General features: G+C 39.4%; 14 protein-coding genes. 8 read left to right on the forward strand and 6 right to left on the reverse strand.

What is annotated here, in order from left to right; all coding sequences use genetic code 11:
• Positions 1–1,276, reverse strand: a 1,276-nt coding sequence (locus HZC45_01985) for a CoA activase (GenBank protein MBI5681932.1), incomplete at its 3' end; no start/stop codon positions are given.
• A gap of 228 nt (positions 1,277–1,504) precedes the next feature.
• Between HZC45_01985 and HZC45_01990 the strand changes: the two genes are divergently transcribed.
• The 8 genes from HZC45_01990 (at position 1,505) to HZC45_02025 (ending at position 8,336) form a co-directional block, all read left to right on the forward strand.
• Positions 1,505–2,497, forward strand: a complete 993-nt coding sequence (locus tag HZC45_01990; protein MBI5681933.1) for a U32 family peptidase — start codon at positions 1,505–1,507, stop codon at positions 2,495–2,497.
• Between the two features lie 239 nt (positions 2,498–2,736).
• Positions 2,737–2,940 carry a hypothetical protein gene (locus HZC45_01995; GenBank protein MBI5681934.1) on the forward strand — a complete coding sequence of 68 codons (204 nt, stop codon included), beginning with the start codon at positions 2,737–2,739 and terminating at the stop codon, positions 2,938–2,940.
• Between the two features lie 4 nt (positions 2,941–2,944).
• Positions 2,945–3,457 carry a U32 family peptidase gene (locus tag HZC45_02000; protein MBI5681935.1) on the forward strand — a complete coding sequence of 171 codons (513 nt, stop codon included), beginning with the start codon at positions 2,945–2,947 and terminating at the stop codon, positions 3,455–3,457.
• A 40-nt stretch (positions 3,458–3,497) separates the two neighbouring features.
• Complete coding sequence (gene ubiB, locus HZC45_02005) at positions 3,498–5,315, forward strand: 2-polyprenylphenol 6-hydroxylase (GenBank protein ID MBI5681936.1); 1,818 nt, start codon at positions 3,498–3,500, stop codon at positions 5,313–5,315.
• 125 nt (positions 5,316–5,440) lie between these two features.
• Entirely contained in the window at positions 5,441–5,638 is a 198-nt protein-coding gene (locus HZC45_02010) for a hypothetical protein (protein ID MBI5681937.1), read from the forward strand.
• Between the two features lie 4 nt (positions 5,639–5,642).
• Positions 5,643–6,221 (forward strand): sigma-54-dependent Fis family transcriptional regulator, encoded by a 579-nt coding sequence (locus tag HZC45_02015; GenBank protein MBI5681938.1) that lies wholly within the window; start codon positions 5,643–5,645, stop codon positions 6,219–6,221.
• Positions 6,205–7,749: a response regulator gene (locus HZC45_02020; protein MBI5681939.1), complete on the forward strand. Its 1,545-nt coding sequence runs from the start codon at positions 6,205–6,207 to the stop codon at positions 7,747–7,749. The genes HZC45_02015 and HZC45_02020 overlap by 17 nt, the downstream gene beginning before the upstream one ends.
• A gap of 32 nt (positions 7,750–7,781) precedes the next feature.
• Positions 7,782–8,336, forward strand: coding sequence for a PilZ domain-containing protein (locus HZC45_02025; GenBank protein MBI5681940.1), 555 nt, complete (start codon positions 7,782–7,784; stop codon positions 8,334–8,336).
• 1 nt (position 8,337) lies between these two features.
• On the opposite strand, the gene rfbB is transcribed toward HZC45_02025, so the two are convergent.
• Genes rfbB through HZC45_02050 form a run of 5 tightly spaced genes read right to left on the reverse strand, consistent with a single transcriptional unit; the run spans position 8,338 to position 12,035 of the window.
• Positions 8,338–9,309 (reverse strand): dTDP-glucose 4,6-dehydratase, encoded by a 972-nt coding sequence (gene rfbB / locus HZC45_02030; GenBank protein MBI5681941.1) that lies wholly within the window; start codon positions 9,307–9,309, stop codon positions 8,338–8,340.
• Position 9,310: 1 nt separating this feature from the next.
• On the reverse strand, positions 9,311–10,168 hold the full coding sequence (gene rfbD / locus HZC45_02035) for a dTDP-4-dehydrorhamnose reductase (protein ID MBI5681942.1): 858 nt from the start codon (positions 10,166–10,168) through the stop codon (positions 9,311–9,313).
• Positions 10,165–10,722 (reverse strand): dTDP-4-dehydrorhamnose 3,5-epimerase, encoded by a 558-nt coding sequence (gene rfbC / locus HZC45_02040; protein ID MBI5681943.1) that lies wholly within the window; start codon positions 10,720–10,722, stop codon positions 10,165–10,167. Before rfbC ends, rfbD begins: the two co-directional genes overlap by 4 nt.
• A gap of 3 nt (positions 10,723–10,725) precedes the next feature.
• Positions 10,726–11,598 (reverse strand): glucose-1-phosphate thymidylyltransferase RfbA, encoded by an 873-nt coding sequence (gene rfbA / locus HZC45_02045; protein MBI5681944.1) that lies wholly within the window; start codon positions 11,596–11,598, stop codon positions 10,726–10,728.
• Positions 11,598–12,035 carry a hypothetical protein gene (locus tag HZC45_02050; protein MBI5681945.1) on the reverse strand — a complete coding sequence of 146 codons (438 nt, stop codon included), beginning with the start codon at positions 12,033–12,035 and terminating at the stop codon, positions 11,598–11,600. Before HZC45_02050 ends, rfbA begins: the two co-directional genes overlap by 1 nt.
• Between the last annotated feature and the right edge of the window lie 220 nt (positions 12,036–12,255).

Genomic DNA, 12,255 nt, shown 5'->3' on the forward strand with positions numbered 1-12,255 from the left:
CACCTGTTAAATACCTGCCTGATCCTGTTGTGCCAACGCCTAGGACATTTACCCTGTCTCCGCACTCTTCCGCTATCTCTTTGAGTCCCTGACGGACAGCCTCAATAGGTCGCCCTGCTGTTGCAAGATACCTCCTTGCAACAAGTTTTGATTCTTCATCTATCAGGACTACATTTGTGCTTACAGAACCAACATCTATACCAAGATAGACATTTACCTTTTCTACTGGAGACAGATCCCCAATTAAGACCTTTGAGGACAAGTTTGAAATCTGGACCCAATCCTTATTATATGATGGATGTCTTGCAGGGCTTAAAAGTGGTTCAAGCCCTTTTCCCTTCTTTCTGCCTGAGGCAATATATTCCTCAAGTTCCTTTAAACCCTTGAATTGTGATGCGTGATGCTCATTTATCGGTGACAGATTTGAAATCTGTCCCCGATAGTCTGCAGTAAATACAGCGCCAAGGGCTCCCATTGAGGCAAAGTATTTCGGGATAATAAATTCATTGTCTCCAAGTTCAAGCACATCCTTAAACGCCTTTCTGACGCCGGGGTTTGCAGCCACGCCGCCCTGAAATACTACGGGTTTTAAAAATGTCTTTCCCCTGCCGATGGTGGATTTAAAATTCCTTGCCACCGCATAGCAGAGCCCTGCAACTATGTCATAGTCAGGGGTTGCTGCCTGCTGAAGATGTATCATGTCGCTCTTTGCAAAAACACTGCACCTTCCTGCAACACGGGGAGGATTCTTTGACTTTAATGCAAGTTCACCAAACTGTTCAATGGTAAGTCCAAGCCTTGTTGCCTGCTGGTCAAGGAATGAACCTGTGCCTGCAGCGCAGACTGCATTCATTGCAAAATCTTCAACCCGTATTTTTTTACTTCTGACTCCTGACCCCTGACTCCTGACTGCATCATCAGGTGCAAGGAGTATCATCTTGGCGTCCTCTCCGCCCATCTCAATGGCAGTCCTGACCTCAGGATGAAAATATTCTATAGCCTTTGACTGTGCTATAACCTCATTTGTCCAAGATGCACCTATAAGCGGTGCAATAGTTTTGCCGCCTGTGCCTGTTGCAGCAACTGCCTTTATGGTTTCAATGGGATAACGGGATAGAATATCGCTTAAGACATCTCTTGCTGTTTCAAGGGGCTGTCCTTTTGTGCGGGTATATCTTTCCTCAAGTATTTCCCTGTTTTCAGTTACAACAACAGTATTAGCGCTAACAGAACCTATATCAATGCCGATAAAAACATCGTGTCTGTTATGACTCACGGGTATTACCTCCATAAAATATGGTTTGCATAGTGCTGACTATTATTAACCATTTCACTTTACTTGTCAATCACTGCAACATCACTGCAAACATTTTTCTGAAACATTTTTTTGACAAAATGACAATAGATTTTAAAGATTTCTTGCTTAACGATAAAATATTTTACAATACTATTACACAAGTGCTATTATTTGTAAGATACAAGGAGAATTTTCTTTCTGAAAAAGATTGAACTTATATGTCCGGCAGGGAATCTGCCTTCGTTAAAGACTGCCATAGACAGCGGCGCTGATGTGGTTTACACAGGTTTCAATGACGCTACAAATGCGCGTAATTTTGAAGGCTTGAATTTTACCATGCCCGAACTTGCAGAAGGCATTTCTTATGCGCATAAAAAGGGTAAGCAGGTCTATCTTGCAATAAATACATTTCCGCAGAATGATACATATCCGCAGTGGTATGCCTCAGTTGATAAGGCAGTGTCCATTGGCGCGGATGCAATCATCCTTGCAAATCTCGGCATATTAAAATATGCAAGGGCTCAGTATCCTGACATAAATATCCATTTAAGCGTTCAGGCAAGCGCATCAAATTATGAGAGCATAAATTTTTATAAAAGGCATTTCGGAATAAAAAGGGTTGTCCTGCCGAGGGTATTGACTGTTGATGAGATGAAGGCTTTGAGGCAGAATACTGATGTTGAGATAGAAGTGTTTGCTTTAGGAGGACTCTGCATAAATATTGAGGGCAGGTGCTATCTTTCATCATTTGTTACAGGCGCATCAACAAACACAGAAGGGGCATGCTCTCCGTCAAGGTTTGTGAGGTTTATAAATGAGAAAGACCACCTGAAGATTACACTCAATAATGTAGTTTTAAATGACTTGGCAGCAGGTGAGACATCGCCATATCCAACATGCTGCAAAGGCAGATATTTGACTGAAAGCGGAGAATATTTCTATTCATTTGAAGAGCCTGAGTCATTGAATGTCCTTGAAATCATCCCGCAACTCATTGATGCAGGCATAGATGCCTTGAAGATAGAAGGAAGGCAGCGGACAAAGGCATATGTTGGCACAGTTACATCTATTTTGAGAAAGGCAGTGGATGCTTATTATGAAAATCCTGCGGTTTATAAAACGGATGGGGAATTGCTTGCGCAGATAAACGCTACATTTGAAGGCACAAAGCCTACGCTTGGGTGTTATCTGGAGAAGTAATTGTTCACGCTGAAAAATGCCCCGACTCATTGCGGAGCAATAGGTGCCCCGTTTGTTGTCGCTGCGGCTTCTGCGCTCAACATACTTGTAGTTGCTCAATTTATTGAGCGTATTGTAACTCAAGGCTTTAGCCTTGAAAAACTAGAAACCTGAAGGTTTGAGTTACAAGCGCCGATAAATCGGCAAACTACAATGCCTTGCATCTGTGCGATTTTTGAGCGTGAACTTTATAATAGACTATGCAATTAACCATTGGTCCTGTCTTATTCGACTGGAAAAGAGAAGATTTAATCAGGTTTTATGATGAGGTAAAGGCTCTGCCTGTTGACAGGGTGTATCTTGGCGAGGTGGTGTGCGCCAAGAAGAATGGGCTGACTGTCAATGACTTGGAGAAGTTTGGGAAAAAATTAGAAAAGGCCGGCAAGGAGGTTGTTATGAGTTAATAGAATTATCTTCCCTGTTGAACTTTCAAGGGATGCGATTGGATATAACATACAGAACACAAATATTGATGGAGAGGTATTTGCGCATGGCAAGGTTCCGCTTGCATTTTCATGGAGATGTTATACATCGCGGCATTATGGTCTGAATAAGACCAATTGCAAACATCATTGCAGACTTTATCCTGACGGTATGGTTTTAAAAAGCATTGAAAAAGAGCCGCTCTTTACAGTAAACGGCACATCTATTTTAAGTGCAGACGCATACACAATCGTTGAGTTTGTGGAGGATTTAAAAGAGATAGGAGTAAAGGCTTTACGAATATCTCCACAAAGGCAAAACACAAAAGAGATTGTGGATGTTTTCAGGAAAAGGATTGATGGAGAGATTTCAGGCGAAGAGGGTTTGGCTTTACTAAAAGATACAAGTCCAATTGGCTTCTGCAATGGATGGTATTTGGGGAAGGCAGGGAAAGAGTATATAGAAATTCAAAAGTTAAAATGCAAAATGCAAAATTAAGGTAAGAATACTATTTTTGATTTCTTTAAGGGAGGTTATCATGTCAGATATTTTAGATAAGGCGATTTTAATTGGTTTGGGTTTGGAGAAAAAAATAAAGGATGCTATAAATGAACTTGCAGATGAGGCAAAAAAAGGCAAGGCAGATGAGTCCAACCTTCCTCCCCGCAAGGAATTTGAGAATAAGGTTGTTGAGGAGGGTGTGAATATTTTGAGAGAGGTTGTTGCTGCTGCGAAATCAGGCAAAGAGTTCATAGATGAGCTGATTAAAGAACTCAAGATATTCCCTTTTTATACAATTATTGAAAAGGTCTTATTTTTCAGCAAGACAAAGACATGCCGCGATTATCCGCTCCCGCAGAGGGTAAGGATGTTATTAGAGGAACTTGGTCCTGTATTTGTAAAACTAGGACAGGTGGTATCTGTAAGGGCTGATATGCTGCCGCCTGATTGGGTTGAAGAATTCAAAAAACTTCAGGATATGGTTCCAGCGTTTCCATTTGAAGATGTTAAAAAGGTTGTTGAAACCTCCTTAAAATCTCCGTTGCAAGAAAAATTCAAGACATTTGATGAAATCCCATGCGCCTCTGCATCCATTGCACAGGTGCATCTTGCAGTGCTTCACGACGGGCAGGATGCTGCTGTAAAGGTTAAAAGACCGGGCATAGATAAGATTATTGAATCGGATATATCTGTCATGTACGCAATTGCAAGACTCATTGACAGGTATGTGCCAGCATTTCGCAGATACAGACCAACAGAGGTTGTTGATGAGTTCAAAAGGGTCATATCAAAGGAGCAGGACTTTACTGTTGAGGGTGTTAATGTAACAAGATTTTATAAGATGTTTGAAGGCGATAACACCGTTCAGGTTCCAAAGGTGTTCTGGGATTGGACATCAACAGATGTTTTGACGCTTGAACGGGTTTACGGCGTGCCTCTGGATGAGGTTGCTCAAATAAAGGCAATGGGCATAGATGTTAAGAAACTTACAGAGAATGCCTTAAACGCATTTTTCAAGCAGGTCTTTGAATTTGGCGTATTCCATGCTGATTTACATCCGGGTAATATATTTGCAAGAAAAGATGGCGTAATAATCTATCTTGACTTCGGCATTGTCGGGAGGATTGATGACAGTGTGAGAAAATATCTTGCAGGCATGCTTTATCATCTTGTGAAGGGCGATTATCGTAAAATGGCTCTGGTGCATATAGAAATGGGGCTTATATCAAAGGATGCGGACATAAATGAGTTCGAGGATGTCCTGCGGGAAATATCAGAGCCGATATTAGACAAGACCCTTGAAAAGATAGATATATCCACCTTAATGTTAAGGCTTATAAGGACAGCAAGAAGGTTCAACATGAGACTCCAGCCGAACCTTTTACTCTTGCAAAAATCAATGATGATTATAGAAGGTGTGGGCAGGCAGATATACCCAAATATAAATGTCTGGGCAATTGCAAAACCAATGATTTATAAGTGGATGCTAAAGGAAAAGGCGTCTCCAAAGAGGATTTATGAAAAGGGGAGGGAAAAGGTATCCGGTATTGCAGAGATTGCAAGCACTCTGCCTTATCAGGTGCATTCTATTTTGAACCAGACCATTAACGAGGAACTAAAGATTGGCTTTGTTCATCATAAACTGGATGTCCTTTCAGATGAGATTGGACTGCTTGGCAAGAGGCTTACAATGGGTCTGATTACAGCAGGACTTCTTATTGGTTCATCGTTCCTTGCACTCTCGGGCGGGGATAGTTACAGGTTTTTGGGTATTCCAATATTAAGCAGTATAGGATTTCTTACTGCAATGATTATAGGAATCTGGGTTGTAATTTCAATGACAAAGGTAAAATAAACCCCTTTCCCCTTCATCTTAAAGATTTCCCTAAAGTTTTTACGGCATCTGCCGATATGAAATTGAAAGGTTATATTTTATGGCTGTGGTGTAAATATAGACTATATGACAAGGAGGATAAAATTATGACTGTGCCATCCCCTATAACAAAGAATATTCTGGAACTGTATAACAGACATATCTCTCCGGGAAAGACGATTCCTAATAATAATTCCTATTCTGCACCTTCAAAGGACATTGCTACTATTTCTGAAGAAGGTAAAAAGCATATAATGGAAAGACTTAAGAACGAAGCAATATCGCATCTGGTATCAAAAGGATAATAAAGTGGTAAAATACATCTATAATATTTTGGTGGTAGACGACGATGCCGGCATAAGAGATGTTTTAAAAGAGTTCTTAGAAAAAAAGGGGTATGATATTGAAACTATTGGCGACAGCCGCAATGTGATTGAAAGGGTTAAATCTAAACAGTTTGATATCATCCTTGTTGACCTTAAAATGCCGGACATCAACGGCTTGGAACTGCTAAAGGCAATTAAACAGTTTGATGCAGAGACGGTAGTTATTATTATGACAGGGTATGCCTCTCTGGAAACTGCAATCCAGGCAATCAGAGAAGGGGAGTATGATTATATTACCAAGCCGTTCCGCCTGGAAGAAATTTATATAACAATAAAAAATGCATGTGAAAAAATCTTCCTGAAACAACAGCATAGGGTATTCATAGACGAACTCCGGCAGGCAAGAGAATCAGCAAATAAAATTTCTGGTAATACCAAGAATGAGGATGCGGAGATATTATCCATAACTGACCTTCTGTCACATGGCATGATAACAAAAGAAGAGTATGAAATACTAAAAAAAATACATACGAGGGTTAAAGATTATGGTCTTACAGGGTAATATACTTGTCATTGATGACGACATACCTATTCAAAATCTCCTTCATGATTTTTTATCAGAAAGCGGTTACAATGTAATTACATCAAGTAACCCACAGACAGCCCTTGAAAAACTAAAAGAAACATCTGTTGACCTGATTATTACAGACCTTATGATGCCTGGAATGAACGGCATGGACCTTCTAAAGGCAGTAAGATTTTGCTCACCTAACATCCCTGTTGTGATGATTACCGCATATCAATCTGTTGATACTGCTGTTAAGGCAACCAAAGAGGGTGCATCTGACTTTATCAGCAAGCCATTCAGCCTTGAACAGATAAAGTTCGTGGTAAAAAAGGCGATGGAAGATGGGAAATTAAGAAAACAGCAAAAGAGACGCTCTACAGACAAGACAAAAGAGGCAGAGACTATTGGATTTATGAGTCAGAACCTTCAGGAAAAGATAAGAGAACTATCTGCCCTTTATACAATAAGTGAGACCTTGCACTATCCTCTTACAATGGTTGAGTTATTTGAAAAGGTTGTTGAACTTGCATCCTCTATAACAGAGTCAGAAAAGGCTGGAGTATGGCTTTTTGACAGAGAAAACAAGGAACTGACACTCAAGGCAACCAAAGGTATGGAGATGCTTCTTGGAAGAAGTTTTCCTGTTGTGGATGCAGGTCTTGTTGGTGAGGTATTCACCGAAAAAAGATATTGCCTGTCGCAGGACCATAAAACCTGCATGTGTGGAACTAGCAGGATAGATTTCAAACATCCGTTTCTGGGTGTTCCCATACTAATTGGCAAAGAGATATTTGCTGCTTTGCACCTATGTCAAAAGATAGGCGGCACTCATTTTTCAAGCAATGATGTATCCATAATGACAAGTCTGGCAGAAAAGGCATCTATAAAGATTGAAAACCTTGCACTTTATGAACAACTTATAGATAATATAATGTACAGCATTTCATCTTTAATAAAGGCTACTGACGCCAGAGATAATTATACAATGAACCATTGCAAAAGGGTTACAATGTATGCTGTTAAATTAGCAAAGGCTTTGAGGTGTTCTGCTGATATTATTGACACCTTAAATCTTGCAGGTCCTATCCATGATGTTGGCAAGATTGGGGTAAGGGATAATATCCTGCTCAAACAAGGCGGGCTTGATAAAACAGAGAGGGATGTTATGAAAACCCATGCTACAATAGGAGATGACATTGTCATGTCGCTGAATCTGGGACCAGAAGGCAAGGCCGTGGTTCGTAATCACCATGAGCGGTTTGACGGAGACGGTTACCCTGATGGATTAAAAGGGGCTGCAATACCACTTATAGCAAGGATATTTGCCATTGCTGACACCTATGATGCCATGACAAGTAACAGACCATATAGAACTGCAAGGTCCCATGAAGAAACCATTGCAGAACTTTTAAGGTGCAGGGGAACCCAGTATGATGGAGATGTTGTGGACATATTTGTAAAACATGATATATGTAAAGAAGATCTGGGTAGTAAAATGCAAAATATAAAATGTGAGATATAAAAATTCAAATGAAAGGTTGAGGCAACCAATTTATGGAAGAGAAAAAAGATAACCAGATTGTATCATTTAATGGGGCAGAAAAGAGGAGATATTTCAGGATAGATACAACCCTCCCTTTTGAGGATATCTCCAGTCAAGATATGGACTCAGCCTTAACCCCTGAGATAGACTCATCGCCTTCTTCGGATATAAATACAAAATTATTAAATACCATTAAGGCTATGGATTATAAACTTAATTTTATAATAAAATACATCTGCCATGAATATAATATTGACAACCTCTTTGAAACAAAAGAGGAAAAAGAGGTTAATATAAGCGCATCAGGGATGAGATTTAAATGTGAAGAAGAACATAATGTCGGAGATATAATCAGGGTAAATATTAACCTGCCTTATCCTTATATGATGCTATCTATTACTAGTAAAGTAGTGCGGGTAGAAAAGGTAGAAGAAGACAGCCGAGTCCACTACAATATTGCAGTAAATTTTGTATCATTGGATGAAGAAAAGCAGTCTAATCTACTAAAATATCTTTTTGATATACAGAGAAAAACCTTCAAGGATACAGCATTGCAACCTGCCTGAATTATATCTTTAACTTAAAAAAGGGTTTATTTTTATTCCACATCATATTATCTGCATACCATCTTACAGTCCTTTCTATACCCTCCTCAAACGAAACCCTACACCTAAATCCTATCTCTTCCTTTATTTTATTTGAGTCAAGACAGTATCTGTAGTCATGCCCTGGCCTGTCTTGGACAAACTCTATAAGTTCCTCTGACTTCTCCATAATCCCAAGTATGCCCTTAACAACATCAATATTTTTCCTTTCCTCGCCGCTCCCGATATTGTATATCCCCCCTCCCCTGCCCTTTTCCAGAATATTAAGGACAGCAGATGCACAATCAGAGACATACAGCCACTCCCTGACATTCTGCCCTGCACCGTAAACAGGAACCTTTTCATTATTCAATGCCTTTGTAATTATAACCGGAATCAGTTTTTCAGGATACTGCCAAGGACCATAATTATTGGAAGGTCTTACTGTAATTACAGGAAGTCCATAAGTCCTATGGTATGCCCTGCCCAGCATATCAGCAGCTCCCTTGCTGACTGAATAAGGGGAATTTGGATTTAAAGGGGTTGCCTCAGAAAAACTTCCATCTTCCCCAAGTTCACCATAAACCTCATCAGTGGATATGTTTACAAACCTTTCTACATTATACTTTCTGGCAATATCCAGCAGGACATAAGTCCCCTTTACATTTGTATCTAAAAAGGGATAGGCATCGGATATACTCCTGTCAACATGGGTCTCTGCTGCAAAGTGAATAACACCATCTATTTTCTCCTTTTTAAAAATATCTTCCACCGCTTCCCTGTGTGTAATGTCTGCATTGTAAAACTTAATCTTATCTTCAACAGATTTTATTCTATCCAAGTCACCTGCATAGGTTAGTGTGTCAGCCACTACCATATCATAGCCGCATTCCACACCCTGTCTTACAAACTCACTGCCTATAAAACCCGCGCCACCTGTGACTAAAAGTTTCATATTAAAATACCCTCTCTCCATGTTTTGTATAATCCTCTACATATCTATCAATACCATCCTCCCAATCAGGTATGGCAGCATCAACGGCTTTTGAAATCTTATTATTAGACATGGCAGAAAAGTAAGGCCGTTTTGCAGAACATGGAAAATAATCTGAACGGACAGGTAAAATTAGGTTTTTCTTTCCGAGTTTTTCTAAAAAATATCTTGCAACCTCATATCTTGATGCATAACCGCTGTTTGTTAAGTGATAGATACCTTTTAACCCTTTTCCCAGTGCAGACAGGGTTGTCTTTGCAATATCATTTACATAGGTAGGCACTGAAATCTGGTCGCTGACAATCCTTATAACCTTGTTCTTATCTGCCAAATCCAGTAACTTACAAAGAAAGTTTTGTCTCCCCTTTCCAAATACCCAACTCACTCTGAATAATAAGAAATTGTCTGTTTCATCCTGCAAATATCTTTCCCCTGACAATTTACTTTTCCCATAATTGTTAATGGGGATTGGCTCATCATCTTCTGTATAAAAATCCTCTTTTTTGCCGTCAAATACATAATCGGTTGAATAGTGCACAAAAAAGGCATTAAATCTCTTTGATGCTGCTGCTAGATTTTTAACGCCGTGTGCATTGACTCTAATGGCGGTCTCAATATCATCTTCAGATTTATCAACCAGATTATATGCGGCACAATTCAGAATCACATCAGGGTTTAAACTGCCAACGCATTTTTCCACAGCATTTAAGTCAGATATATCCAGTTCCTCTTTTGTGAGGGTTATTATATCTTCCTTATTCAATATCCTTATAAATTCTCTGGCAAGTTGACCATTTGCCCCTGTAATTAAAAATCTCACACTACCCCAAAATTATTATCTGCAAATTTTAGCTGCGGGAGTATCTTATCTTTTTCTGAAAGAATCGGCTCTTTTATATGCCATTCAATCTTGATGTCAGGGTCATTCCATATTATACCCCTTTCATCTTGGGGGGAGTATTCCTTTGTGCATTTATATATTACCTCTGCAAAATCGCTCAACACAACATAACCATGTGCAAAACCTTTTGGAACATAAAGCATATTATGTTCTTCGCTGGACAGTTCTATACCCACCCACTGCCCGTATGTGGGTGAACCCTTTCTTATATCAACAGCAACATCAAATATCTCTCCTCTTACGCACTGCACAAGTTTCCCCTGCGACTTTGGGTTTTTCTGATAATGCAGCCCCCGCAAAACACCTTTTACAGATTTTACATAATTATCCTGAATAAAATATTCCGCTATTCCAACACAGACAAAATCTGAATGCTTGTATGCCTCTGAAAAGGCGCCCCTTTCATCTGCAAATACCTTTGGCTCAATGAGAATAATATCTGAAATTGAAAGTCTTTTAAAATTAAACGGCATCCACTACCTCAATATATTCAAGAGATACTGCCCATACCCATTGTTCTTGAAATTCTCTGCAAGAACTAGTAACTGCCCTTTATCTATATAGCCCAGTCTGTAGGCAATCTCCTCTATGCACGCTATCTTTAGACCCTGCCTTTTCTCAATCGTTGCTATAAACTCCCCTGCCTCCAGAAGATTTTCATATGTGCCTGTATCAAGCCACGCATATCCCCTTCCAAGAAGTTCAATCTTGAGTTTACCCATCTTTAAGTACTCATTATTTACATCTGTTATCTCAAGTTCACCCCTCCATGAGGGCTTTATATTCATGGCAATCTCTATAACATCATTATCATAAAAATACAGACCTGTTACTGCATAGTTTGACTTTGGATTTTTAGGTTTTTCTTCTATGGACAAAACATTTCCATTAGTATCAAACTCAACCACCCCATATCGTTCAGGTTCTTTCACATAATACCCGAATACCGCAGAGCCTCCATTCGTTTCAACATGATATTTGGCCTTTTTAAAAAGGTCTACAAGCCCGTGCCCATAAAAGATATTATCGCCAAGCACAAGGCAAACACTATCTTTACCAATAAATTCCTTACCAATGACAAACGCCTCAGCAAGTCCATTTGGATGGGGCTGTTCATTATAATAAAGATTTATACCTAATGGGCTTCCGTCACCAAGTATTTCTTTAAACCGCGGCAAATCTTGAGGTGTGGAAATTATGAGGATGTCCCTTATCCCTGCGAGCATGAGGGCTGACAAGGGATAATATATCATTGGCTTATCGTAGATTGGGAGCAACTGCTTGCAAACAGCCCTTGTTATTGGATAAAGGCGGGTTCCGCTGCCGCCTGCTAATATTATTCCCTTCATCAATGTAAACCAATCTGAGTTAATCTGTCGTTTAGTGTATCAAGCCCTTTCTTAATCTCCAGTAAGATTGGATTTATCTCGTATTCCATAATATCAGCAACTGTTATCCAGTCTTTTCCTTCAAATGCAGAAAGCATCTCATTGAATACACCTTTAGTTTTATCCAGATTAGAGAATATTTCTTTTGAAATACTATATCCGCTGGTACTGAGATAACCTATGCCAATGTTCAGTTCATTGATAAGGTCCAGTAAAGATTTTATATTTTCTATCCCCTGTGATAAGGAATTAAACACCTCTTTGCCTTGCTCAATCCTTAAAAGATTACTGCAGTCTTTAAGTCTTTCACATATCTCATCAATCATTCCTATTGTATCACCCACACCTTTTTTCATTGCATCAATCACATCTTTGTCTTTTGCATTATCTACACCCATTATTATCCTCCAATGAAAGAAACCTGTAACTCAAGGCTAAAGCCTTATTCTATAACACTTTGATACAACGGATTATCTAATATTAGTTTATAGATTGCAAGCACTTTTCCGACAAGAGTCTTTTCAATATAGATAACTGGGTTTTGACATCTATGTAAACATCATACATCCCATTCATAAGAGACTTAATATCATCTCCTTCTATATTTTCCTTGTTATA

This window comes from Deltaproteobacteria bacterium, from assembly GCA_016223005.1.
Classification (GTDB): domain Bacteria; phylum Desulfobacterota; class GWC2-55-46; order UBA9637; family GWC2-42-11; genus JACRPW01.